Origin of the sequence: Marinobacter sp. S0848L, assembly GCF_023016065.1 — a bacterium.
Taxonomy (GTDB): domain Bacteria; phylum Pseudomonadota; class Gammaproteobacteria; order Pseudomonadales; family Oleiphilaceae; genus Marinobacter.
The window spans coordinates 376,768-400,906 of record NZ_JALKAQ010000001.1 but is presented as its reverse complement, the minus strand read 5'-3'; the positions used below and the strand labels follow the sequence as shown (position 1 = coordinate 400,906).

The 24,139-nt window shown below is 57.3% G+C and carries 24 protein-coding genes, 1 tRNA gene and 1 pseudogene; 14 read left to right on the top strand and 12 right to left on the bottom strand.

The genetic code is table 11. The annotated features are described in order from the left end of the window. Nucleotides 1-2 precede the first annotated feature (2 nt). The 3 genes from MWU64_RS01935 to MWU64_RS01925 form a co-directional block, all read right to left on the bottom strand. Nucleotides 3-707 (bottom strand): ABC transporter permease, encoded by a 705-nt coding sequence (locus MWU64_RS01935; RefSeq protein ID WP_247060065.1) that lies wholly within the window; start codon nucleotides 705-707, stop codon nucleotides 3-5. Nucleotides 708-757: 50 nt separating this feature from the next. Further along, nucleotides 758-1,504, bottom strand: a complete 747-nt coding sequence (locus MWU64_RS01930) for a transporter substrate-binding domain-containing protein (RefSeq protein WP_247060063.1) — start codon at nucleotides 1,502-1,504, stop codon at nucleotides 758-760. An 88-nt stretch (nucleotides 1,505-1,592) separates the two neighbouring features. Next, complete coding sequence (locus tag MWU64_RS01925; protein WP_247060061.1) at nucleotides 1,593-2,363, bottom strand: ABC transporter ATP-binding protein; 771 nt, start codon at nucleotides 2,361-2,363, stop codon at nucleotides 1,593-1,595. Nucleotides 2,364-2,555: 192 nt separating this feature from the next. On the opposite strand from MWU64_RS01925, the gene MWU64_RS01920 reads away from it, so the two are divergent. Then, nucleotides 2,556-2,987 carry a DUF4124 domain-containing protein gene (locus MWU64_RS01920; protein ID WP_247060059.1) on the top strand — a complete coding sequence of 144 codons (432 nt, stop codon included), beginning with the start codon at nucleotides 2,556-2,558 and terminating at the stop codon, nucleotides 2,985-2,987. 76 nt (nucleotides 2,988-3,063) lie between these two features. Then, nucleotides 3,064-4,275: a multidrug effflux MFS transporter gene (locus tag MWU64_RS01915; RefSeq protein WP_247060057.1), complete on the top strand. Its 1,212-nt coding sequence runs from the start codon at nucleotides 3,064-3,066 to the stop codon at nucleotides 4,273-4,275. A gap of 3 nt (nucleotides 4,276-4,278) precedes the next feature. Here the strand turns inward: MWU64_RS01915 and MWU64_RS01910 are convergent, their stop codons facing one another. The 4 genes from MWU64_RS01910 to MWU64_RS01895 form a co-directional block, all read right to left on the bottom strand. Next, on the bottom strand, nucleotides 4,279-5,091 hold the full coding sequence (locus MWU64_RS01910) for an ABC transporter ATP-binding protein (RefSeq protein WP_247060047.1): 813 nt from the start codon (nucleotides 5,089-5,091) through the stop codon (nucleotides 4,279-4,281). Continuing rightward, a complete protein-coding gene (locus MWU64_RS01905) occupies nucleotides 5,088-6,077 on the bottom strand; it encodes an iron ABC transporter permease (RefSeq protein WP_247060038.1) in 990 nt (329 codons plus the stop codon). The genes MWU64_RS01910 and MWU64_RS01905 overlap by 4 nt, the downstream gene beginning before the upstream one ends. Before the next feature lie 22 nt (nucleotides 6,078-6,099). Further along, entirely contained in the window at nucleotides 6,100-7,050 is a 951-nt protein-coding gene (locus MWU64_RS01900) for an iron ABC transporter permease (RefSeq protein WP_247060036.1), read from the bottom strand. An 83-nt stretch (nucleotides 7,051-7,133) separates the two neighbouring features. Then, nucleotides 7,134-8,093 carry an ABC transporter substrate-binding protein gene (locus MWU64_RS01895; RefSeq protein ID WP_247060035.1) on the bottom strand — a complete coding sequence of 320 codons (960 nt, stop codon included), beginning with the start codon at nucleotides 8,091-8,093 and terminating at the stop codon, nucleotides 7,134-7,136. Between the two features lie 127 nt (nucleotides 8,094-8,220). On the opposite strand from MWU64_RS01895, the gene MWU64_RS01890 reads away from it, so the two are divergent. The 3 genes from MWU64_RS01890 (at nucleotide 8,221) to MWU64_RS01880 (ending at nucleotide 12,166) form a co-directional block, all read left to right on the top strand. After that, nucleotides 8,221-9,174, top strand: a complete 954-nt coding sequence (locus MWU64_RS01890; protein ID WP_247060030.1) for a LysR family transcriptional regulator — start codon at nucleotides 8,221-8,223, stop codon at nucleotides 9,172-9,174. Nucleotides 9,175-9,267: 93 nt separating this feature from the next. Continuing rightward, nucleotides 9,268-11,289: a TonB-dependent receptor gene (locus tag MWU64_RS01885; protein WP_247060029.1), complete on the top strand. Its 2,022-nt coding sequence runs from the start codon at nucleotides 9,268-9,270 to the stop codon at nucleotides 11,287-11,289. 10 nt (nucleotides 11,290-11,299) lie between these two features. Continuing rightward, nucleotides 11,300-12,166 (top strand): ABC transporter substrate-binding protein, encoded by an 867-nt coding sequence (locus tag MWU64_RS01880; protein WP_247060020.1) that lies wholly within the window; start codon nucleotides 11,300-11,302, stop codon nucleotides 12,164-12,166. Nucleotides 12,167-12,239: 73 nt separating this feature from the next. Here MWU64_RS01880 and rhtB read toward each other — a convergent pair whose 3' ends face one another. Beyond that, complete coding sequence (rhtB, locus tag MWU64_RS01875) at nucleotides 12,240-12,860, bottom strand: homoserine/homoserine lactone efflux protein (protein WP_247060018.1); 621 nt, start codon at nucleotides 12,858-12,860, stop codon at nucleotides 12,240-12,242. Nucleotides 12,861-12,935: 75 nt separating this feature from the next. Between rhtB and MWU64_RS01870 the strand changes: the two genes are divergently transcribed. From MWU64_RS01870 to MWU64_RS01845, 6 genes and pseudogenes are all read left to right on the top strand, one after another. Then, nucleotides 12,936-13,091, top strand: a complete 156-nt coding sequence (locus tag MWU64_RS01870) for a hypothetical protein (RefSeq protein ID WP_247060016.1) — start codon at nucleotides 12,936-12,938, stop codon at nucleotides 13,089-13,091. Between the two features lie 61 nt (nucleotides 13,092-13,152). After that, nucleotides 13,153-13,429, top strand: a pseudogene (locus MWU64_RS01865) (AAA family ATPase); the annotation flags it as partial. Between the two features lie 118 nt (nucleotides 13,430-13,547). Beyond that, nucleotides 13,548-14,216, top strand: coding sequence for a dienelactone hydrolase family protein (locus tag MWU64_RS01860; protein WP_247060014.1), 669 nt, complete (start codon nucleotides 13,548-13,550; stop codon nucleotides 14,214-14,216). Next, a complete protein-coding gene (locus MWU64_RS01855; RefSeq protein WP_247060012.1) occupies nucleotides 14,213-15,457 on the top strand; it encodes an aromatic amino acid transporter in 1,245 nt (414 codons plus the stop codon). Before MWU64_RS01860 ends, MWU64_RS01855 begins: the two co-directional genes overlap by 4 nt. Before the next feature lie 136 nt (nucleotides 15,458-15,593). After that, nucleotides 15,594-17,282, top strand: a complete 1,689-nt coding sequence (locus MWU64_RS01850) for a diguanylate cyclase (RefSeq protein WP_247060010.1) — start codon at nucleotides 15,594-15,596, stop codon at nucleotides 17,280-17,282. Nucleotides 17,283-17,555: 273 nt separating this feature from the next. Then, on the top strand, nucleotides 17,556-18,104 hold the full coding sequence (locus MWU64_RS01845; RefSeq protein WP_247060008.1) for a PEP-CTERM sorting domain-containing protein: 549 nt from the start codon (nucleotides 17,556-17,558) through the stop codon (nucleotides 18,102-18,104). Nucleotides 18,105-18,258: 154 nt separating this feature from the next. Here the strand turns inward: MWU64_RS01845 and MWU64_RS01840 are convergent. The 4 genes from MWU64_RS01840 to MWU64_RS01825 all read right to left on the bottom strand — a co-directional run bounded on the left by MWU64_RS01840 (nucleotide 18,259) and on the right by MWU64_RS01825 (nucleotide 22,091). After that, a tRNA-Phe gene (locus tag MWU64_RS01840) sits at nucleotides 18,259-18,334 on the bottom strand. Nucleotides 18,335-18,452: 118 nt separating this feature from the next. Next, nucleotides 18,453-18,725, bottom strand: coding sequence for an oxidative damage protection protein (locus tag MWU64_RS01835; protein ID WP_199006051.1), 273 nt, complete (start codon nucleotides 18,723-18,725; stop codon nucleotides 18,453-18,455). A gap of 49 nt (nucleotides 18,726-18,774) precedes the next feature. Continuing rightward, nucleotides 18,775-19,839 (bottom strand): A/G-specific adenine glycosylase, encoded by a 1,065-nt coding sequence (mutY, locus tag MWU64_RS01830; protein WP_247060006.1) that lies wholly within the window; start codon nucleotides 19,837-19,839, stop codon nucleotides 18,775-18,777. Then, the gene (locus MWU64_RS01825; protein ID WP_247060004.1) at nucleotides 19,839-22,091 is read right to left on the bottom strand and encodes an AsmA family protein; all 2,253 of its coding nucleotides are present in this window, start codon (nucleotides 22,089-22,091) and stop codon (nucleotides 19,839-19,841) included. Before MWU64_RS01825 ends, mutY begins: the two co-directional genes overlap by 1 nt. 193 nt (nucleotides 22,092-22,284) lie before the next feature. On the opposite strand from MWU64_RS01825, the gene MWU64_RS01820 reads away from it, so the two are divergent. The 3 genes from MWU64_RS01820 to hisH all read left to right on the top strand — a co-directional run bounded on the left by MWU64_RS01820 (nucleotide 22,285) and on the right by hisH (nucleotide 24,120). Continuing rightward, nucleotides 22,285-22,746: an SRPBCC family protein gene (locus MWU64_RS01820; protein WP_247060002.1), complete on the top strand. Its 462-nt coding sequence runs from the start codon at nucleotides 22,285-22,287 to the stop codon at nucleotides 22,744-22,746. 109 nt (nucleotides 22,747-22,855) lie between these two features. Continuing rightward, nucleotides 22,856-23,449 (top strand): imidazoleglycerol-phosphate dehydratase HisB, encoded by a 594-nt coding sequence (gene hisB / locus MWU64_RS01815; protein ID WP_247060000.1) that lies wholly within the window; start codon nucleotides 22,856-22,858, stop codon nucleotides 23,447-23,449. Nucleotides 23,450-23,478: 29 nt separating this feature from the next. Beyond that, on the top strand, nucleotides 23,479-24,120 hold the full coding sequence (hisH, locus tag MWU64_RS01810) for an imidazole glycerol phosphate synthase subunit HisH (RefSeq protein ID WP_247059998.1): 642 nt from the start codon (nucleotides 23,479-23,481) through the stop codon (nucleotides 24,118-24,120). The last annotated feature ends 19 nt before the right edge of the window (nucleotides 24,121-24,139 follow it).

The following is a 24,139-nucleotide window of genomic DNA, read 5'->3' as shown; positions in this document are numbered from 1 at the left end:
GTTTAATTCCCCTGAACCACGCCGACGTTGGCTCGTTTATCAAGCCAGCGGATGAACAGCTCAGTGATTGCCGTCAGAGCCAGATACACAGCCGCAACAGGAATAAAGAAATGGAACGGCATCCGCTCCGCCTTGGCGGCTTCCTCGGCGACACGCACCATGTCGGTAAGACCGATGATGGACACCAGCGCCGTGGTCTTCAGTAGCACTTGCCAGTTGTTCCCGATGCCCGGCAGAGCATGGCGCATCATCTGCGGGATCATCACCCGGCGAAACGTATGCCAGCGGGTAAAGCCATAAGCCTTAGCCGCTTCAATCTGGCCCACATTCACCGCCAGAAACGCACCGCGGAACGTTTCCGTCATGTAAGCGCCAAAAATCAGGCCGATAGTGACCACGCCAGAGATAAACGGGTCGAACTGGAAGAAGAAATCAATTTCCCGGGTTTCCCACAAATAATCGGAAAGGGCATTTACCGCTACCTGACCGCCATAATAGAACAGCAGCATCATCACCAAATCGGGTACGCCCCGAATCAGAGTGGTGTAGGCAGTGGCGATGCCCGTTAGTACGCGGTTGCCAGAAAGTTTGGCCGAAGCGCCCAGCAGGCCAAGAGTAACCGCCAGTGCCAACGACAAAAATGCCAGCTCAATGGTAACCACGGCACCTTCTGCGAGGGCGGGGCCGTAGCCTTTCAGATCAAGCATGAGAAAATCCGGAATGCTGGGAGCAGCCTATTGGCCGCTCCCGGAGTGGTTTAAATCTTGATGTCGTAGTTGAAGTACTTGGCCATGATGTCATCGTAGGTGCCATTCTCTTTCAGAGTCTTCAGAGCGGCATTGATCTCTTTGGCCAGTTTGGCGTCACGCTTACGCATGGCAACGCCAACCCCTTCACCCAGTTTCACTGGCTCGCCGACTTCTTTGTAACCGTCTCGGTTCAGAATGGTTTGCTCGCCAACCGGATAATCAACAAAGGCTACATCAATACGCTGACCTTCAAGGTCCAGAACCATGTCTTCAGCGGTGGTGTAACGTTTGATGGATACGGCGCTGTGCATGTTCTCGGTTACGTAGGTATCCATGGTGGTGCCGCGCTGCACGCCAACGGTTTTACCCTTCATGGCTTCCAGATCGGTCACATCGGTGTTGAACGACTCAGGGCCGAACCAGCCGCCCGGGGTGATGTAGTACGGGTCGGAGAAGAGTACGCGTTTGGCCCGCTCTTCGGTGATCGACATAGACGACATAATCAGGTCGAATTTACGGGCGATCAGGCCAGGAATCATACCGTCCCATGCCTGGATCACGAACTCGCAATTGGCTTCCAGCTCTTCGCACATGGCACTGGCGAGTTCTACTTCAAAACCGGTCAGTTCGCCGTTGTCATCTTTGTATTCAAACGGCTCGTAAGGTACGTCAAATGCAATCCGCAGATCCTGGGCCTGTGCGCCGCTTGCGAACATGGCCATGGCGCAACTTGCTGCAATTAATAGTTTCTTCATGTGTCACTTCTCCGATCATTTGCCCTTCAGGCTTTATTTTTTATAGAAGTTTTCTATTCTAGTTCCGGTTTCAAGATAGCACCGGTACTCAGAACTTGGGAGCAAGAAATTGCTGCATACGTTCAGATTCCGGATGATCAAACACCTTCTCCGGCGTACCTTGCTCCTCAATCACGCCCTGATGCAAAAACAGGACCTGACTCGACACATCCCTTGCAAACGCCATTTCGTGAGTCACCACGATCATGGTGCGGCCTTCCTCGGCCAGGCTCTGCATAACTTTTAAAACCTCGCCCACCAGCTCGGGGTCCAGCGCTGAAGTCGGCTCGTCAAACAACATAACCTCTGGCTCCATCGCCAGCGCCCGGGCGATGGCAGCCCGTTGCTGTTGGCCGCCGGACATCTGCGCCGGGTAATAATCTTTGCGCTCGTAAATGCCGACTTTGTGCAGATACGCTTCGGCGCGTTCGATGGCTTCTTTTCTGGGTACCTTCAGGACATGGACGGGCGCTTCGATGATGTTTTCCAGCACCGTCATGTGTGACCACAAATTGAAACCTTGGAAAACCATCGACAGACGGGCACGAATCAGCTCCACCTGACGGTTACTGGCGGGGATTCGCTCGCCCTTCCGGTTGTGCTTGAACTGAACAGGGTCGCCGTGAACGATAATGTCGCCGGAGGTCGGTGTTTCCAGCAAGTTGATGCAGCGTAGGAACGTACTCTTGCCAGAGCCGGAGCTGCCAATCAGAGACACGACATCGCCTTTACGGGTCTCAAGAGAAATGCCCTTGAGAACTTCGAGGTCGTTAAAGGTTTTATGAATGTCCCTACAAATCAGAGGCGCTGCATCCGCCATGGGGTGACTCCTGGGGGCTGTCGTTCAAAGGCGCATGTTTTACGGACTGTCGCCGTGGAAATCAATACCGCTTTGTAGGGTTTTGGTAAAAATAGCGGCAGTTTCCTGTAGAATATTCTGGCGTAATGTTTGATCAATGCAAGCAATACCATAACCAAATTAGTCATAAACACTTTCACAGGATGTGGAATCATGCCAAGGATAATGGCCCTGATCCTGCTATGTGTGGCGCTGGCAACACCGGCGACCGCCAAAATCTACCGCTGGACGGATGCCAACGGCGTTATCCACTTCTCCGATACGCCTCCGAAACAGCAGCGGCATTCCAGTGTGACGGTACAGCCGCCGGTGACTGTACCCATGAGTGAGAACATCCGCCAGGCCGACAAGGTGCGCCGGAGCCGGGCTGAAGTGAACCGCCTGCTGGAACCCGGTTCCCGGGACCGCTATGCGCGGGCCCGGGAAACCGAAAAGCTGGCCAGGCAGTGTGAGAAATACCGGAAGCAGCTGGACCGGATTCAGGGCCAGCTCCGGGCCGTATACGGCAATGAGCGGGGCAACAGGCTGCGGCAAAAACGGCGCCAGGTCAGTCAGTTATACAGCCGGGAATGTATGCTCAATTAGTCGGGTTTGCGGCAAACTCTGATTGCTGTTTGATAATAATTACTGTTAGCTATCTACCTTGCACAGGAGGTAGATTTTGTCCCACTTTCAGCTCGCATTGTTACTGGGCATGACCGTTGCGCTGGGGCCGTTGGCCCTGGATGCGTATTTGCCGGCGTTTCCCAGCATCGCCGATGGCTTCGGCATTCCCCATGCCGATGTTGGCCTTACCCTGAGCGCCTATGTGGCGACGCTGGGGCTTGCGCAGCTGGTGGGCGGGCCGCTGTCTGACCGTTACGGGCGTCGGAACATCCTGTTTGCGGGGCTTGCGGTGTTTGCGGTGGCCAGCCTGATGGTCGCGCTGGCCGACAACCTCACCAGTATGATCGCCTGGCGCGTGGTGCAGGGCATTGGCGGTGCCTTCTGTGCGGTATCGGTACCGGCCATTGTGCGGGACCAGGTTGGCGGACAGGAAGCCGCCCGACTGTTCGGGCTGATCGGGCTGATCATGTTTATTGCCCCGGCGGCGGCACCGTCCCTTGGTGCCCTTATGCTGGCGCTGGGCGACTGGCACCTGATCTATGTGTTCCTGGCCGGCTACGCCTTCTTCCTGGCCGTGGTGCTTCAGCTGGCTTTGTTTCCCCGTCTCAAGCCCCGGCCCCGGGCAACAACTCCCGTCAAAACCCTGGTGACCAACTACATGCTGGTGCTCAGGCACCGCACCACCATGCGATTTATCGGCATCCAGGTAATGTGCTTCAGCAGCATGATGCTGTTTATTACCCATTCATCGTTTATCTACCAGGAGTGGTTCGGGCTGTCGAACAGCACCTTCTCCATGCTGTTTGCCGCCAATATCGGTTTGATGGCGGTGCTGAACCTGATCAACCGGCCACTGCTGCGCACCTTCTCATCGGTGGTTTTGCTGCGGGTGCAGGTGGTTATCCAGTTCGTGATGCTGCTGGGCCTGGTGGCGGTGGTTATGATGGACGGCCCCTTGTGGGCGGTGGCCGGGTTTATTATTGCCGCGGTGGGCTGTCAGGGCGGTATTGTGCCAAACAACATGGCGAATGCCCTGGAGTTCTTCCCGCATATGGGCGGCACCGCGGCGGCTATGCTGGGGGCGTCCCAGTTTACCCTGGCGGGGGCCATCAGCGCCCTGTCTGCCGCATTCGGGGGTGAAGCGTTGCTGCCGATTGCCCTGAGTATGCTGGCCTGTTCAGTGGGTGCGGTGTTGCTGTCGCTGGGTGCCCCAGCGGCAGTGGCCCGGGAGAAAGCCGCAGAAGCGGCGGCGGAGGCTGCGGTCTGAGGTTCAGGCCGCGCTGGAGTTGCTGTTGCGCCGCACATTCACCAGCAGCGGGCTGCCGGTGGCGGGGTCCTGAATCAGGTCGCAGCTTACCCCGTAAAGGTCCTGCACAAGCTCCGGCGAGACAATCTCCGCGGGAGTGCCTTCCTCAATAATCTTCCCGGCTTTCATGGCCACCATGTGATCCGCATAGCGGCAGGCGCTGGCCAGGTCGTGCACTACCATGGCGATGGTCTTGCCTTGCCCGCTCAGGGTACGAATCAGTTCAAACACTTCAATCTGGTGGCCCAGGTCTAGAGCCGAGGTGGGTTCGTCCAGCAGCAGCAACGGCGTTTGCTGGGCTACCGCCATGGCAATCCAGGCCCGCTGGCGCTGTCCGCCCGAGAGGGTATCCAGCGCACGCTCCGCCAGGCCGGCAACGTCTGCCGCCTGTACTGCATGATCAAACGCCTGCTGGTCTTCGTCTGACCACTGCTTCATCCAGCCCTGATGGGGCTGGCGGCCGAAACGTACCAGGTCGGCCACGGTCAGGCCTTCCGGGGCGGTGTTGTCCTGGGGGAGCAGCGCCAGTTTGCGGGCTACGTCTTTGGACGGTAAGCGGTGAATGTCCTTGCCGTCCAGCAGCACCGAGCCCTTTGCCGGTGCGTGGATGCGGGCCAGGCCGTTCAGCAGGGTGGATTTGCCGCAACCGTTGGGGCCGACAATGGCGGTCACCTTGCCGGTGGGCAGGGCCACGCTCAGGTTTTCGGCCACGGTGAACTGGCGATGGGCCAGGGTAATGCTGTCTGCCGCCAGGGTCGCGGTTTGTGCAGGGCTCATGTCAGGCTCCTTCGGGAAGGTTTCAGCAGAATCCACAGTAGGTAGGGGCTGCCGACGATGGCGGTAATGATGCCCACCGGAATTTCCAGTGGCGAAAACAGGGTGCGCCCGAGCAGGTCTGCTACCACCATAAAAGCGGCCCCGGCCAGCGCCGAGGCGGTCAGCGGTACCTTGCCGGGCCGGCACAGGGTGCGGGCCAGCTCCGGTGCCAGCAGGGCAACCAGCCCCACCGGGCCGCACACCGAAACCGCCAGGCCGGTGAGCAGCACCGACAGCGCCAGCCCCAGAATACGTGTGGCTTTCAGGCGGGTGCCCAAGGCAATGGCCACAGCATCGGAAAACTGCAAGGTATTCAGGGCCCGGCTGATCAGCATCAGGATGCCGTAACCTGCGGCCAGGCCGATAGCCAGTACCAGCACGCTGTTGCCGGAGCGGGCATTCAGGCTGCCCACGGTCCACGGATAGGCGGCGTTGGCAGCGTCGATGGCCACCCGGCTGAGCATCACCTGGGTGACCGCGCCAGCGATGGCGCCAATGCCGATGCCGGCCACAATAAACCGGTAGCCCCGGGTGCCGTTGGCGCCGGCCAGGCCAAAGGCGATGGCAGTAGCGCAGGCGGCACCGGCCAGGGCCATGGCAGAGGGGGCCAGCGACAGGCCCACACCCACCACGGATGCTACGGCAAAGGCAGTGGCGGCGTTATCGATACCGATTATGCCCGGCGTGGCCAGGCGGTTCCGGGCCAGGGTCTGCATCAGGCAGCCGGCCATGGCCAGGGCTGCGCCGCTGAGCAGGCCGGCAACAACCCGGCTAAGGCGCAGTTCATTGACGACAAAGGCGGTCATTGGGTCTGCGTTGCCCATGAGGGCCTGCAGAACATCCGGTGGTGAGACCTGAACGGTGCCCATCGATAGCGATGTGATCACCGCCAGTAGCAGCAAAACCAGCAGGCTGCTGTTGGCAAGGGTGGTGCGTTTATCCGGCATGATTAATCAGTAAACCTCAGGGTTACAGCGACGGCATACGGCCGGCACGAACAATCGCCAGCAGCACCGGGGCGCCGATCAGCGCGGTGACCACGCCCAGGGACAATTCCGCCGGGGCAGCAATCAGGCGCGAGACTACGTCTGCGGCCAGCACCACCGCCGGGCCTACCGGCACACACAGCCACAGGGTTTTGCGGATATCCGGCCCGGCAAAGGCCCTGGCAATAAAGGGTACCACCAGCCCGACAAAGATCAGCGGCCCGGCCAGGGCGGTGGCGGACCCCACCAGCAAAGCGACCGTCAGCACGATCAGAAACCGGATGCGCCCGGGGTGATGGCCCAGCCCCACCGCTGCTTTCTCGCCCAGTGCCATGGCGGCCAGGGGGCGGGCAACGATGATGGTCAGAACCAGTGCCACCAGGATTGAGGGCAGGGTCGCCTGCAGCATGGAGAGCGGCTTGCCGGCGATGCTGCCGGTAATCCAGAAGCGGATCTCATCAGCGGCCCGCTGGTCCATCAACATCAGCATGGAGGTGAGCGCCAGCAACAGCCCGGTGAGGGTGGCACCGGCCAGGATCAGCCGGACCGGATCGTTACCCAGCCCCTGCACCCGGGTGGCTGCGATAACCAGTGCGCAACCTGCCAAGGCGCCCAGCTGGGCAACGAAGCTGGTCAGGGTGGCCGTACTGGCACCAAACAGAATCGCCAGGGCGACGGCAAAGCCACTACCGGCACTGACCCCCAGCAGGCCCGGTTCGGCCAGCGGGTTGCGAGTCATGGACTGCAACAGGGCGCCGGCCAGGCCAAGCGCAAGGCCGGTTACCAGGCCGATGATTGTGCGCGGTAGTCGCAATTCGCTTACCACAAACCGGGCTTCTTCGCTGCCGCTGCCGGCGAGCACCATAAAAGCGTCGCTGGGTGAGACCGGCCCCGCGCCATACAGCAGGCTGGCGATGATAACCAGAAATAGCAAAAGTCCCGCCGTAACGAACGGCGGGAAAAGAGCGCGAGATGCAACGGCTCGAGCTGGGGATAAGGTGGTCAAGAGTGTTGCCTTCAGGGCTGAATGTTGTTCACCGCAGCTTCGATATCATCAAGAATCGCGAGGGCGGCAAGGGGGCCGGTGGCGCTGGTCCAGAGCTGACCGCTGACACCAATGACCTGGTCATTCTGAACCGCGTTCAGGCGAGCGAATGCTGGGGACTTGCGGGCCGCGTCCAGCGCCTTGTCGCCGTCTTCATTCAGTGTGGCCAGGAATACCCAGCTTTGGTCCATGCTGGACAGGTTTTCCAGGCTCAGTGGCTCGCTGTGCGGGCGCCCTTCTTTCACCAGATCCTTGTCGGTCAGTTCAAAGCCGACAGCCTGCAGCAGTGATGCAGAAAACAGGCCTTCTGCCATCACCAGCGGCCCCTGGGGCATCCAGCGTACCAGGGCGGCATCACGCTGACCGGCCGGGATCTTTGCAGAGACCACTTGCGCCACCTCGCTAATTCGCTCCTTCACCTGCCCGATTACCTTTTCAGCCTCGGCTTCGCGGCCCATGGCCTTTGCGAACAGCCGGGTTTCCCGTTCCCAGCTGTCTGGCTGGAACATAGGCACGTTGGAGGCAACCACCGGGGCAATACGGGACAGCAACGCTACCTGCTGCTGGTTAATGCGGGGCGGAGCCAGGATCAGGTCTGGCCGGGCGGCAATCACCGCTTCGATGTTGGTTTCCGCCGGTGCGCCGACAATCGCGATGTCGCCGGCTTCGGATTTGATGTAATCGGCCACGTCGCTGCCGCCACGGGTAATGACCGCCCCCACGGCATTGGCATCCACTGCCAGCGCAGCGTCCAGAGCGCCTTCGTACAGGGTGACCACGCGCTCGGGCTGGCCACTGATTTCAACCGGCCCGTAGGCGGATTCAACGGTTCGGGTATCGGCCAGGGCTTTGCCGAGGCCGGCAGAACCCACGGCTACAGCGACCAAGGTATGAAGCAGTGTGCTGCGAAGGCGGTTTGATAGCTGTGACATACCGGAAATTCTCCATGCCGTGGCGTTAGATAGTTTGCAATTCAAAGTGGAAAAGAATGATAATGGTTCGCATTAATAATTTAAAGCCTTAAATTGGAACGGTCTGTTGCAAAATATGGAACGCCCTATGTACGACCTTGAAGAGTTGGAAGCCTTTGTCTCGGTAGTTCGTACCGGCAGCCTGACCGCCAGTACCCGGGATCTCGGTTGCCCGAAATCTACCCTCAGCCGCCGGATTCGCCAGTTGGAGGAGGCAGTGGGTCAGCCGTTGCTGCTGCGCCAGTCCAGAAAGGTTGTACCGAACGACGCGGGGCGGGTGTTCTATCGATACAGCAACGACATTCTTGAGCTGGCCGCCCGGGGGCGGGAAGCCCTGGATGAACTGAAAGAGGAGGTCAGCGGCCGGCTGGAGCTGTGCTGCCATGAATCCTTGGTGCGCGGCTGGTTTGCCGGCGTGGTGGAAGCCTTCATGGACGAATACCCGGACATGCGGGTGGCGCTGCATACCCAGCAGCGGGTGCCGGAAAAACTGGATAACGGCATCTGCCTCTGGCTGGGCGCCGTGCCCGAATGCCCGTTGCGACAGGAGCGCCTGGGCCTGCTTGCCCAGAGTGTGTATGCCAGCCCCGGCTACCTGGAGCAGGCCGGTTTACCTGCAACGCCGGGAGAGCTCGGCCGGTATGCCTGGGTGGATATGCTAAACCGCCATGGCGGGGGAACGGTGCTGCACAATTCTGCCCAGGGGACCTATCCGCTATCCGCCCCGGAGCGACAGTTTACGGTTGACCAGTTCTGTGTTCAGGGCGATGCCATCGCCGCTGGCCGGGGCCTGGGGCTGATGCCGGACTGGCTGGTAGAACAGCGTATGCGCGCCCATCCCGGCAGTTTCCGCCGCTGCCTGCCAGATTGGCGTGGCCCGGACTTGCCGGTAACCCTGCTTTACCCCCACGGCCATCTGCCGCGCCGGGTGCGGGCTTTTATTGCCCATTTGAGAAGCTCGGTACCCATGGCCTGGCTGGCCGGCCCCTGCTTAGCGGAGGGCATTGTTCCGGATACTGGAACAGATCATGTCAACACCTGAACCCTTGCCTTGTGTTAATGTAGTCGCAACTAATAATGATTCGCATCTGCATGGCGAGTCAAAAGTCAACGTTGCACAACACAAGGAGTTTTCATGCGTCGTCCTCTTCTGGCCTCCGCGATCGCACTGGTGAATGCCGGAGCTGCTTTTGCCCAGCCGGCCCCGGTTGAACTTGGTGAAATTGTAGTTACAGCATCGGGGTTTGAGCAGAACATCTCCGATGCGCCGGCGAGTATTTCGGTGATCTCCAGTGATGAACTGGCCAAGAAATCCTACAAAAGCATTGTCGATGCGGTGAATAACATTCCGGGTGTGTACGTTACCGGTGGTGGTGGGGCACAGGACATCAGCATCCGGGGCATGGACGATAGCTACACGCTGTACCTGGTGGACGGTCGTCCGGTGTCTGCCGGCCGCTCGGTAAACACCAACGGCCAGGACGGTGGCAAGCAGATTGCCCTGCCGCCGATTTCAATGATCGAACGGGTGGAAGTGATCCGCGGGCCTATGTCTTCGCTCTATGGCTCTGAGGCCATGGGTGGCGTCATCAACATCATCACCCGTAAAAACCGGGGTGAGTGGGCTGGCACTGTTTCCTCCGAATACACCAAGTCCTTTAACGATGTGAGCAACGACAGCAAGCAAACCAGCCTGTTTGCCGGTGGTGCGTTGGTGGAAGGTTTGCTGAGTGCCGAGGTTAACGCGTCCTGGTCGGGTGACGATGAAAGCGATTTCGCCGGCGCCGACGATTCCGCCAGAAGTACCCCGGAAAGCAAGCGCACGATGGGCGGAGCCAAGCTGATTTTCACCCCGGATAACCAAAACGAATTTGCCCTGAGCTATGACAGCTCCCGCCTGGAAGAAACCAGCACCCCGGGCAAAAGCGTGGCTCAGGATGAAACCGGGTCAACCTACATCTACGACAAAGACGTATATGTGCTCTCCCACGCCGGTAACTACGGTAACTGGATGACCAGGAGCTTTGTTCAGCACGATCTTTCCGAGCGGGTGCAGGACCAGACCAAGAAAGAGCAGGTGTCGATGCTGGATACCCAGGCAACACGGTTCTGGGGTGATCATGTGGTTACCGTCGGTGGTCAGTACAAGCAGGAAAAACTGACTGACGAAACCAACGGTTTGCTCACCTCCAATATCCCGGGTGCCGTGCGCAGTGTTGACCGCTGGATTGCCGCTGTTTACTCGGAAGTGGAGTGGGGCCTGACCGACGACTTCTCGGTGACCACCGGCCTGCGTTACAACGACGACGAACTGTTTGGCGGCGAGTTTTCGCCCCGGGTCTATGCGCTTTACGACCTGACGCCTGAGCTGACCCTGAAAGGCGGTGTGTCGACCGGCTATCGCCAGCCCGGACTGGCGGATGTCACGGAAGGGTTTGGCCGTGGCACCGGTGGCGCTGGCTCGCCTGCACCTCACCCCCGAGCGCTGATCATCGGCAACCCGGATCTCGACCCCGAGTCCAGCATCAGTTATGAAGCCGGCCTGGTCTTCGACAGCCGGGCCATGGGCCTGAATGCGAGCATGATGCTGTTCCAGACCGATTTCAAAGACAAGATTGCAGAAGATCGCTTCTGCGAATCCCCGAACGGTGACGGGGATGATCCGGGCACCTGGACCTGTAGTTTTCAGGGTAATGACTATCTGTTCCTGAGTACCCGGGCCAACATCGACGAAGCCGAAATGCGCGGTATCGAGCTGACGCTCGACTACGACCTGACCGATGCGGTAACCCTCAGTTCCAGCTACACCTACACCGATTCCGAGCAGAAAACCGGTGAGTTCAAGGGTGAGCCCCTGAACAAGGTTCCCGAACACATGGCCAACGCCAACCTGGACTGGCAGGCCAGCGGCCGCCTGAACCTGTGGTTCCAGACTAACTATCGTGGCGAAACCAGTGACTTCCTTGGCCGCAGAGATATGGAGAGCGGAACGCCGGGTTACACGCTGATGGATGTGGGCTTGTTGTACAGGCTGACGGATACCGCCCGGGTAACAGCGGGCCTGTACAACCTGGCCGACAAAGAAATTACCAACGATGACTATGGCGTGGTGCTGGATGGCCGCCGCCTGAACCTTGGCCTTGCGGTCGACTTCTAAGGAGAATTGCATGAACTCACTGAAACTTACCCTGGCCGGAGCCCTGGCAGGCCTAACCCTGGCCGGCTGCGCAACCACCACTGAAGTAACCGGCCCAACCGTGGTCAGCTACGACCATGGCGCCTTGGACACGCTACTGGAGCTGGGTCTGGAAGATAAGGTTCTGGCCGTTCCGCAGCAGGGACTGCCGGACTACCTGGTTGATGCGGGTGCCAAACTACCAGACGCCGGCAGCCTGAAAGAACCTGACCAGAAGCTGCTGGCAGACCTGCAGCCGGGGCTGGTTTTGATGACCGGTCGTCAGGGCGCCGATGCCCAGATTTCGGCAGCAAAGGTTGCCCCCGTGCGTGATGTAACCCTGGCCACAGGCGACTTCCGGGAGGCGGTAAATGCCAATGTAATCAGCCTGGCGAGTTACTATGGCCTTGAAGAAACCGCAGGCCTCAAGCTTGGTGAACTCTGGCAGCATGTGGGTGAACAGAAAGCGGAGCTGGCTGATGCTGGCACAGTTACCGTGGTTACCCACAACGATGGCAACTTCTCGCTACGCCAGGAGGCGGTGGTTTACGAGCTGTTGGAGCTGACGCCGGCAACGGTACCGGCCAGTGTGCAGCCGGTCGTGCGCGGTGAGCGCACGTTCTACCCGGTGAAGGCAGAGACGCTGGCGCAAATGGCCCCGGATACGCTGCTGGTGGTGGATCGCAGCGCGGCCATTGGTGCAGAACCGCTGAAGCCGGAAACACTGGCGTCTGCCGTGGCCGATGCCGGCGTCGACACCAGGGTTGTCGTGCTGAACCCGGCCCTCTGGTACCTGTCCGGTGGTGGCCTGCAGAGTGTGCGGCTGCAGGTGGACGAGGTGGTTAACGCGGTGCGTTAATGTCCGTGCCTTAAAACAAAAAGGCCCCCTGGAGAGATCCGGCGGGCCTTTTTTGTTCGAAGAAACGCTGCCTTCAGGCCCGTTTGAAACTCGCGAGCGCGACCGCTGCTGTTACGAACAGCCCGCCGAACACCCTGTTCATTTGCCGCTGGCGTTTCGGCGTGGTCATAAACCGGAACAGCTGGCTGGCGAGCAGGGCATAACCCACCATGACGAGTATATCCACCATAATCAGTGTGGTGCCCATGGTGGCCAGTTGCTGCCCATGGGGCGCGCCGGCCACCAGGAACTGCGGAAACAGGGCAATCAGGAAAATCGTCGCTTTGGGGTTGGTCAGGTTCACCAGCGCACCATTCCAGAACTGCTGGCGCGGGCTGAAGCCCGACAAGTCTGCCCGTGATGCTTCCACGGGCGGCTCCCGCCATTTCTGGACGCCCAGCCAGATCAGGTACACCACGCCAACCCACTTGATCACCATCAGGGCCGTGTTGGATGAAGCGACAATGGCACCCAGGCCTGCGCCCACCAGAACAATCTGTACCCCATATCCGAACTGCTGGCCGGCGATGGTGGGCAGGGACTTGCGCGCCCCGTAGCGCAGGCCGCTGCTCATGGAATTAACCGCTCCGGCACCGGGAGAAACGCTGATCAGCAGAGCTGCGACCAGAAATGTGAGCCACACCGTGAGTGTCATTGCTTACGCTCGCGAAATTCAGGGGAGTGTTATACTACTCGCCGTTAAAACCGAGCCAGACGAGGAGATACCGGAATGGTCAGAAAAAAGGCGAAAGCCACACAGCACAGCGCTGTGCAGCGAGAACTCAGAACGTCACAATACCAGATGCGAGTAGTTGAAGACAAAACCAAATACAAGCGCAGCCGCGACAAGTCCGTGCGCATGGAGGGCTTTCGCAAAGCCGCATGAATGTGGTTTTACGAAAGCCTTCTACAGCCCCAAAGGCGGCGTAGGCAAAACCGCCGCCGCAGTGAACACAGCCACCTGGCCAGCCGTGAAAACATCAGCACACTGCTCTGGGACCTGGACCCGCAAGGGGGCGCCAGTTTCTACCTCGCGGGTGCCGAAGTGGTTAAAGGCCGCAAGCTGTCGAAACTGCTGGAAGGCAGGTCCCCATTGCCCGCTTCATCCACGAAGACGTTTACCCCAACCTCGACTTTATTCCTGCCCACAGCAGCTTCCGCAACTTCGATATCAAGCTTGAGCACGAGGAAGGGCACAACGTCCTGAAAGACCTGCTGGCGCCGAATACCCCTGCCGCGGCGGAGTTCCGGAAGCTCTGGGAGAGCGCCCGGAAGGATCTGTGGGCCCCGTGACGCCGAAAATGTTAAAGTCGCGGGTCTTTCCATAAACTCCGGAGGCCCGATGACCGCCCTGAACACCCTGCAAATTGAGACTGGCGACAACCCCGAAACCACCATCATCTGGCTTCACGGCCTTGGCGCCAGTGGTCACGATTTCGAGCCGGTGGTTCCGGAGTTTCGCTTCTCCCGGGAGCAGCCCGTCCGCTTTATCTTCCCCCACGCCCCCGAGCTGCCGGTAACCATTAACGGTGGCTACGTTATGCCCGCCTGGTACGACATCCTCGCCATGGATGTGGACCGCAAGGTGGATGCGGATCAGTTGCGCGCCTCGGCTGCCATGGTGGCCGAGCTCATTCGCCAGGAGCGGGAAAAGGGCATTGCCAGCGAGAGCATCATTCTGGGTGGCTTCTCCCAGGGCGGCGCCGTGGCCTATGAACTGGCGCTGAGTTACCCGGAGCGCCTGGGCGGCCTGTTCGCCTTGTCTACCTACTTTGCCACTGCAGATTCCATCAAGCTGAGTGAAGCCAACCGCGAGATTCCCGTCTTTATTGCCCACGGCCGATTTGACCAGGTTGTCGCGGAGCACCTGGGGCAGGCGGCCCGGCAGAAGCTGCAGGAGCTGGGGTACGAGCCGGAGTTCCACGCCTATGGCATGGAACACAGTCTTTGCCTGGAAGAGGTGAGGGACCTGGATGCGTTTCTGGCCGGGCTAGTGGCAGGCGCAAAGTGACAGACCAGCCCGTTTCCAAGCGAACCCCCTCTCTCATCGGCGGTGCCAGCATCATCGCCAGCGTGTGCGTAGGTGCCGGCATGCTCGGCCTGCCCAGTTCCGGTGCCGGAGCCTGGACCATCTGGTCCAGTCTGGCCCTGGTGCTGACCATGTTGGTGATGACCCTCTCCGGCTGGATGCTGCTGGAAGCGTTCAAGCATTTTGATTTGCGGGCATCGTTTAACACGGTGACCAAGTCGCTGCTTGGGGCCCGGGTGAATGCCTTCAGTAATTTGACGGTCTACTTCGTGGGCGGGATTCTGCTGTATGCCTACATCACCTCGTCCGGCCTGATTCTGCAAAGCATGACCGGTGTCGACAGCAAGTTGGCGTCGGTCATCTTCGTGCTGCTGTTTTCTCTAGTTGTCTGGCATTCAACCCGCGCGGTGGACCGGCTGTCGGTTGTGCTGGTGACCTTCATGCTGGTGAGTTTTGTGCTGGGGGTGTCGGGCCTGGTTGTGCGCATTGATTTTGATATCCTGTTCGATGCCGCCGACCCCGATGGCCGCTACGCGCCATACGCCATGGCTATGCTGCCGGTTGCCCTGACTTCCTTCGGATACCATCATTCGGTGGCCTCTATGCGGGCTTACTACGGTGAGGAGCGCAAAGCCCAGAAGGCAATTCTGGGCGGCACCCTTGTGGCTCTGATCTTCTATTTGTTATGGCTGCTCAGTATTTTCGGTAATCTGCCGAGGGCGGATTTTGGCCCGATTGTCGCACGGGGTGGCGATGTTGATGCCCTGCTGGCAGCCCTTGGTTTTGCTATCGATTCTGAACAAGTCGCGACTACCATCAGTGCCTTCTCGACGGCGGCCATTTTGTCTTCATTTGTTGGCGTTGGTCTGGGGACCTTTGACTACATGGCCGATCTGCTGGGCTTCAGCAATGACCGAAAGGGTCGCACCAAAACCTGGGCCGTCACCTTCATCCCGCCACTATTGTTGTCGTTGTTTTTCCCGTTCGGTTTTGTGCTGGCCATCGGCTATGCTGGTGCGGCTGCGGCGGTCTGGGCCTGCATTGTTCCGGCTTTGCTGGCCCGAAAATCCAGAACCCTCGACGGCGGTCGCAGTGGCTTCATGGCCCCGGGTGGCCAGCTGGCGATCGCGCTGGTGTTGGTGTTCGGTAGCTTGACCATTGTGTTCCACTTTCTGGGGCTGGCGGGTTGGTTGCCGGAGCCTTATTTCTTGGTCGAACAGTAACGGAATACTCCGCTGCCTTGTCGCGCAGGGTTCAGTTGTCTGCTGCATGCCCCGTTGGAGCGGCCAATATCAAGTAGTTACAAAAACAAGGACGCTTTCCATGCCGCTCCCGCTGAGTTTCAAGGCCATCCCTGATATGGCAGTTCGCAGAGTGATTGTGTTCGTTCTTCTGCTGTGGGTTGTGAGTATGGCAGCGCACGCAGCGCCCATCCTGGATGCGGGTGATGACGAGATTCGGTTAACGGACTTTCCCGTCGGCTACCTTATCGACAATTCGCAGTCGCTAACTTATCAGGAGGTACGCGAGAAAACCTATAACACCATGAATAGTAAAGGGACTCTCGGGACCGGGGCCTCGGTTACCTGGCACCGGATTGCGTTGAAAAATCCGGGGCTGGAGAAGAAAGTTCTGTTTCTGCATTTACCCGCGGCTTTTCAGGTGCGCGCAATAGAAATCTATGAGGAGCGTTCTCAGAGCTTGGTCGGACGCGCCGAGATTGATCTGAACGATGCCAGCGGCAACCCCTTGATGCATCGGGGGACGATTGTTTATCCGTTCACGGTGCCTGCTGGGGAGACCACGATTTTCTACATACGAAGCAATCTATACTCGCATCAGTGGTTTGAGGCGGAAATCTACGACGATAAGCACTCACGACAGGCGTTAGTGGGTGGGCATCTGGACATCGCGTTAATGGTGGGGATGATGCTGGCGTTGGTGTTTTATAACGGTCTGTTGTATTTCGCCACCAGCAAGAAGGAGAACATGTTGTACTCCTTCTATCTCATTTCGGGGGTGGTCTGGATAGCACTCTCCTACGGCTTGCTTGCGAAAGCGTTCAATATATACGGCGACGGCGTTTTCATACTGAACCTGTCGGTATTCACCATGCCGATTTTTCTTGTGCTGTTCATGATGGTGATATTCGAAACCCGTGAGTTTTATGTTACCGAGCACAGAATTCTCAATGGCTTGCTGGCCTTGCTGGTGGCGGGTTTCTGCTATGGGCTGTTCGATATTGAGGGGGCTTTAATACCAGCAAGCAGCTTGGCCGCATTGATGATGGTGGTGACGTTTTCGGTTAGCCTCTCCATATTGCGCAAAGGCCACCCGTTGGCGAAGTTTTTTCTCGTGGGGCATAGCTTTTTTGTCGTGTTCAACGGTTTTGCTGTGCTGTTTTACAAGGGGCTGATGGAGCCAAATTATCTCAACAGCCATGGGGTAGGAATTGGTATTGTGCTGGAAGCGATAACGCTGGCATTCATCATTTCATACCGAATCAAAGTGCTGGAGGATATCCGTGCCCAGCAGGACGAGCTCAAACGGCAGGCGGCTACGGATCCACTGACCCAACTTTATAATCGCCGGTACTTTATGGCTGAGGCCAATTCGATGGCCGAGCGAGCAACTGTTCTGGGGCAGCCGCTGTCGGTGATCGCCTTGGATATCGATCACTTCAAATCAGTGAACGATACGTACGGACATCATGCCGGCGACCTTGTTTTGAAGGCTGTCGCAGATAACCTCCAGAAATTCAGTAGAGCCAAAGATTTGATTGCGCGTTTTGGCGGCGAGGAGTTTATGATCCTGTTGCCCGGCGCCGATCACAGCGAAGCTGAGAGTTGTGCTGAGCGTATTCGGGAGGGGGTTGGAAACCATGCCGTTCAAGCCGGCGATGATGTGAGTATTCGAGTGACCGTCAGTCTGGGTGTCGCGCAAGTCAGCAGCGCGACGGAGTCGGTCGAAGACGCCGCCAATCGGGCTGACCAGGCACTGTATAAAGCGAAAACCGGAGGGCGTAATAGAGTGTGCTCTGCGGCCTGACCGTTTTCTACAGGAGCGCATGCTGATAAAGGGGTTCTCGCGATCTCCCTGTTTGCTCCAGTAACCACCGGCGAAGGCTGAGTTGGGTGAGCCGATATAAAGAGCTTCGCGCCTCGCCTCTAATTTGTCAGTAAACTTTACACTTTGTATAAGTGAATCAATAGAGCTGTTTTTTAAGCCCGTGTATTACTGTGATATTGCCCACTGTGGATCAATAATTGCCTCAAATCGTAATGAAGGAATCTTCATTAGATTCATAAAGGGGTAACGATAATGACAGCTGCAATTCGACTAATGGCTGCAAGTTCTCTTGCATGGCTTTTGATAGCAGGCAGTCCAGCACAGGCCGCGTTGATGGCGTGCAGCGCCAGCGGAACTAGCTATTCGCTGTCCGACGCAGCGGCAAAAGCCTGTACTACTGGCAATGACACCAACCAAATTGATGCAAATTATTCACTTTTTGGAATGACAGGGTGGGTACTCTCGGATAAAAACGATGGCCCCGACGGTGATGGTGTGATTGAGTTTTTAACTGCACCGGTAAACGGTAGCAAATCTGGAAATTGGGCGATCGATACGCTCGCAGGTCTAAGCAATATTGTGATTACGCTCAAGGCGGGAAATGGATTCGGGGCGTTTTTACTTGATCTATCTGTGAATGATCCGCTTTCCGGAAGATGGGCCACAGATAAAAATTTGTCTCACGCCTCTATCTACTACAATGGGCAGCCGACCACTAAAGTGCCGGAGCCAAGCACGCTGGCTTTGGTCGGCCTAGGGTTGTTAGGGCTTGGTATGGCTAGGCGAAGAGCTCATAAGTAATAATTTTGAACCAGGTTCTTCGGGCGGCTCGGCATCTATTGGATCCCGGGCCATTTTTTGATGGGATAGATGTTGGGCAGCGTACTTCGTGGCAAAAATTATTGTCTAGACACGAAAAAGCCCGCTAAAAAGCGGGCTTGATCGTTGAAATTAGTGGTGCCCGGAGGCGGAATCGAACCACCGACACGAGGATTTTCAATCCTCTGCTCTACCGACTGAGCTATCCGGGCGTGTTGAGCTATGTGCTCCAACGGGGCGCTATTAAACCGGTTTAGGGGTTGGGAGTCAAGGCCGGCGAGCAAAAATTTCTTAATATTTCCGCAGTTGATCAGGCCTTGACCAAATTCCTCACTTTTCTGGCGGTACGTACCCTTCGGCCTTGTCGAAAGGCTCGTTATTAAAGAAGTGGTCCATCTGCGCTTGCAGGTATTTGCGGTTGTTCACGTCCATCAGATTCAGGTGCTTTTCATTGATCAGCATGGTCTGCTGATTCTGCCATTCGTCCCAGGCTGCTTTGGATACGTTTTCAAAGATATCCTGGCCCTTGGGGCCGGGCATTGGAGGCATAGACAGGCCTTCCATTTCCTTCTGGTACTTTCGGCAGAATACAGTGCGGCTCATGATGGCTCCTGTGTCGAGTGTGTGGCTTTGAGCATGATACCAGATCGCGTCAGAGCAGGGCGCTTTGCTCTGGCTCGGTCAGTAGGCTGCGAATCGGGGCTGGTAGTCCCAATGCCAGTGCTTCGTCCCGGTGCAGCCAGCGCTGGCTTTCCGAGTCTGCCACTTTAATGCTGGCGGATACCGGCAAGCGGGCCGGCTGAATGTGTAAGTGATAATGGCTGAAGGTATGGCGAAAACCGCTGATCAACTCCGGGTCGCGGCACACGAGCCCTAGTTCTCTCTCACAGGCTTCTTGCAGTTCCTCCGCACCGTATGCCGGGTCTAGCTCGGGAAGGCTCCACAGCCCACCCCAGATGCCGCTGGGAGGGCGCCTTTCCAGCAGAATGCGTCCTTCGCTGTCTTCGAAGATCAGCATCCAGGTGGTTTTCTCCGGCTTCTGTTTTTTCGGCTTGGGGCCGGGGTACAGGTGGGTTTGGCTTTCTGCGTAGGCAGCGCACCCACTGTTGAGGGGGCAGTTGTCACATTTGGGTTTGCTGCGGGTGCACACCATGGCACCCAGATCCATAATGCCTTGGGTGTAGTCGCGCACACGTTCATTGGGCGTGTGATTTTCAGCATGCTCCCACAGCTGCTTCAGAACCGCGCTTTGCCCCGGCCAGCCGGGAACGGCGTGGTAGCGGGCCAGCACCCGTTTTACGTTGCCGTCCAGAATCGCGGCGCGCTTGCCGAAGGCTTGAGCCAGAATGGCGGCGGCGGTTGAACGGCCGATGCCGGTCAGTGATTCCAGTGTTTCCTGTTCTTGAGGGAACTCGCCACCGAACTCGTTGACGACCTGCTTAGCGGCTTTGTGCAGGTTTCTGGCGCGGGCATAGTAGCCAAGGCCAGACCAATGGCTGAGTACGTCGTCAACGGGGGCTGCGGCGAGTGCCTGCACGTCAGGGAAGCTGGCCATGAAGGCTTCAAAGTAGGGGATAACGGTGGCGACCTGAGTTTGCTGAAGCATGATTTCAGAAACCCAGACCCGGTAGGCGTTGCGGTTGTGGTGCCACGGCAGGTTGTGCCTGCCGTGGTTGTCGTACCAATCGAGCAGTTTGTCGGCGAAAAGGTCTGGCATTAGTTGAACAGACCTTTAAGTGCGTCTTTCACTTTGCTGCCTTCTTCGCCCAGCTTTTCCTTGAGTTTTTCGTCAACTTTGTCTTTTGCTTTCTGTTTGGCTTCGTCCACTTTTTCCTGCGCCTTTTCCTTGGCCCGGTCGATTTCTTCTTTCGCTTTCGCGCGGGCAGCGTTGGCGGCAATGTCTTTTAAAGCGTCGCGGAAACGAGAACCGTCAAAGGAGCACAGGCCGGCCGGGTCCTCGGCGAAATTGCCGCGGCATTCAACCGGAATCACGACGTCCTTAACATACTCGGTGGTACGGCACGCTTGGTCGCGGTGGATGTCACCCACAATGCGTAGCCCGACTTCGTAATCGAGTTCGCTTTGCTCGAGTTCAACGGTGCCATCGCCTTCCAGGCGCATACCGGCCAGTTCCGCCACCAGATCGGTGTTGTTCAGAGTGTTGCCGTCGATTTTCAGGGTGCCGTGCATGTCGTTAAACGGCGTAGTTGAGCCCCAGTCGGACGTGGCCAGTTGTTCCTGATTAACCAGCGCGATGCCTTGGCAGGCCATGCGGGTGAGGTTCATTTTCCGGAATTCACCTTCGGCCAGGTTGAAGCTGATTTCGCCTTTGGCGTTGTTGCGCAATGCCGAGATACGGTTGCCAGTCGTATTGATAGCAAGATTGAGGTTGGCGCCACCAGACAGCATGTCTACCTCTGCCAGATCCGTCAGTAATGGCAGTGTTTGCACGTTGTTAACGTCAGAGCGGATGTTCCACTTCGGGTTGTCGGTGCGGGCATCGATGGTGACATTGGCGCCGAAGGTGCCGTAGTAAAGTTTGCCGCTGAACTCGTCTACTTTCAGCAAGCCGTCTTTTGCCGTGGTGCTGGCTTTGATTTCGTTGATGGTCAGGTTGCTGACAATCAGTTCACCCAAATCAAAATTGATGTCCAGCAACAGCGAACGCAGGGTTTCCAGTGGCAGGAGATCGGTTTCAGGGCTATTGGCAGAAGCGGTTTCGGTAGCCGGGCTGTCGTTTTCGCTGGCTGCTTCGTCGGTGGTGCCTTCTTCAACTGCCGGTGGTAAATACCGGTCTGCATCCAGCTTGTCGCCTTGCAGATTGAACACCAGGCCACCGTTACTCAGGGTATAGCTGCCGTTACCGTTAAAATTGGTGTCGTCCAGGGTAATCTTCAGGTCGCTCAGTGCCACCGTGCCCGGTTTACCGCCAAGATTGGTTGAAAGCGCGATGGCGTTCAGGACATCCGGGTCGGTGGTTTCAATGGCGGGTTGGCCAAGATTGTTCAGCAGTTCTTTCAAAGAAAACTCGGAGATGGCCAGGCTGCCATTCAATGCCGGCTTGTCGCCAAAACCTTTCACGCTGAGGTTAGTGCTTAGCTTTAGGTTGGCCAAACTGGCGGTGAAATCGCTCAATGAAGCGGTTTCCTCTTCAAGGTTGGCTGCCAGGGAGCCGCCTACCTCAGCGGTGACAGACTTGCCGCCAAACGGCTCGCCGTTCATGTCGAAGACGGCTTTCAGGCCCGACATGGTGAATTCGTTGAGCGCTTGATTGGCTTTCAACTGGGCGCTGATACTGCCGTCTACGGCGAGCTTCGGTTGCGCTGTTTCTACCTTGAATTGAATGTCCAGCGGGAACTCGGAGCCCAATGTGATGTTGCTGGCCATTACAGTAAAGTCTTCTAGTACCACCGATTGCCCGGTGCTCAGGTCGTTGTAGTGAACACGGGCGTTGCTGATTTCCACGTTTTCAACGTTGAAATTAAGGGCTTCGCCGCCTTCGCTCGCTTCAGCGGTTTGTTCGGCGGCCGCGGGTTTTTCCGGGGGGGCTGCTTTTTCAGGCTCTTCGGTGCCGGCAGGTTTCTCTGCCATGATTCGCGACCAGTTGCCTTCGCCTTGCTCATTCACTTCGAAATGGGCATCCAGGCCGCTGAGAACGAAAGTGTTTACCTGCGGAGACATGGTAATCAGTGACCAAAAATTGATTTGCGCAATCAATTGCTCCAAAGCGACAAACCGCTCACCTTCGAGTGTTGCTTCTACTTTGTTCAGTTCCAGGCCGAGAGGAATGAATGACCAGCCAATATCGCCTTCCAGAATAAGGTCCAGGTTGGTTTGCTTCTCGACCACGGCTTCGATTTGTGGCTTGTAGTCATTTGGATTGATAACCGCCACAGCAATAGCAACGGCTGCGACAGCTAGTACGACAAGGCCGATGAGGGCGTAGAGCGCGTAGCGTATGACTTTCATTGCATGATTTCCTTTTCTTCCCGGGTGAAGGGATTTGCCTGATGTATGACGAACGAATTACTTAAAGGATAACGCAGGGTTAGCAAATTAACAGTGCAGGAATATGACAATGCGGTAGTCTTGGTTCAAAATACACCGCAAACGTGCCGGGGAAACGCTCTGTCACGCAAATAAGCATAACAAGGAGTCGGATGTGGCTATCACTGTTTCAATCGAACTGAACCGTGAACTGGAAATTCAGGCAAGCTATGACGAAGTATTCGACCTGCTGGCAGACGTACCCGAATCCGTCAGCCATTTTCCCAAGGTAGAAAAACTGGTTGATCTGGGCGACAACACCTATCGCTGGGAGATGGAAAAGGTGGGTGTTGATAAGCACGCTATCCAATCTGTTTACGCCTGTAAGTACTTTGCAGACAAAGAGGCCGGAAAAATCACATGGGAGCCGGTCAAAGGCGAGGGCAATGGTGTCGTGAGCGGTTCCTGGGTTATTACCGCCAAAGACGCGAACACCACGCACCTGCGCTTCCAGACCAGCGCTGCTCTGACGCTGCCACTGCCAAGTTTGCTCAAACTTGCCATCAGTCCTGTCATCAAGCACGAGTTTAATAGCTTGGTTGACACTTACATGAACAACCTGAAAAACGCGTTCTAAGCCTAATCTTAGCGATCCAGCCCAGTGCGGGACTCCTGATGTGTAAATCGGTATAATCCGTAAACATCAAAGTTTTCGGTAGCAAGCCAGTTTTTACAACGGAGTCTCCATGGCTGAACGTAAGGCTCGGGTAGAGCGAAATACCCTTGAAACCCAGATCACTGTTGAGATCAATCTCGACGGTACCGGCAAAGCTTGTTTTGACACAGGCGTGCCCTTTCTCGACCACATGATGGACCAGATCGCCCGCCATGGTTTGATCGACCTGGATATCACCTGTAAAGGCGATACCTACATTGATGATCACCATACTGTGGAAGACATCGGTATCACCTTGGGCCAAGCGTTTAAGCAGGCCGTGGGCGATAAAAAAGGGATTCGCCGCTACGGTCACGCTTACGTGCCGCTTGATGAAGCTCTGTCACGCGTTGTGATCGATCTGTCAGGCCGTCCTGGCCTGTGCATGAACATACCTTATACCCGTGCGGTGGTTGGCGGTTTCGACGTGGATCTGTTTGAAGAATTTTTCCGCGGGTTTGTGAACCACTCCATGACGACTGTCCACATCGACAATCTGAAAGGTAAGAACACCCACCACCAGATTGAAACCGTGTACAAAGCTTTCGGCCGTGCCCTGCGCATGACCATTGAGATGGACGAGCGTATGGCCGGTATCATGCCGTCTACCAAGGGCGCTCTGTAATTCGGTTGCCAACAGGAATCTGAACCACCATGAAGACCGTCGCCATCATCGACTACGGCATGGGCAACCTGCATTCCGCGCGTAAGGCCGTGGAACACGTTGCCCCGGATTGCACCGTATTGGTTACCGACAACGCAGCCCAGATACGCGAAGCCGACCGGGTGATTTTGCCCGGCGTGGGTGCCATCCGTGACTGCATGGCTGAAATTCGCCGCTTGGAAGTGGATAAGCTGGTGAAAGAAGTCTCTCAGGACCGCCCCTTTCTGGGCATTTGCGTGGGTATGCAAGCGCTGATGGCTCGAAGTGAAGAGAACGGCGGTGTTGAAGGCATCGGCCTGTTTCCCTCGGAGGTGCGTTACTTCGGTGACAATCTGGCCGAAAACGGTGAGCGTCTGAAAGTGCCTCACATGGGCTGGAGCCAGGTAAGCCACACCATGGATCATCCGTTGTGGCACAACATTCCGGATGGCGATCGTTTCTACTTTGTTCACAGTTTTTACGCCGAAGCCGAGGGCAATGCCCATATGGCGGGCCGCACCCGTTATGGTGTTGATCTTGCGGCTGCCGTGGCAAAAGACAATATTTTTGCAACGCAGTTTCACCCCGAGAAAAGTGCAAGGGCAGGGCTGCAGTTGCTGGAAAATTTCACAAATTGGACTGGAAACCGCTGAACGCGGGCAGGGAACAAGA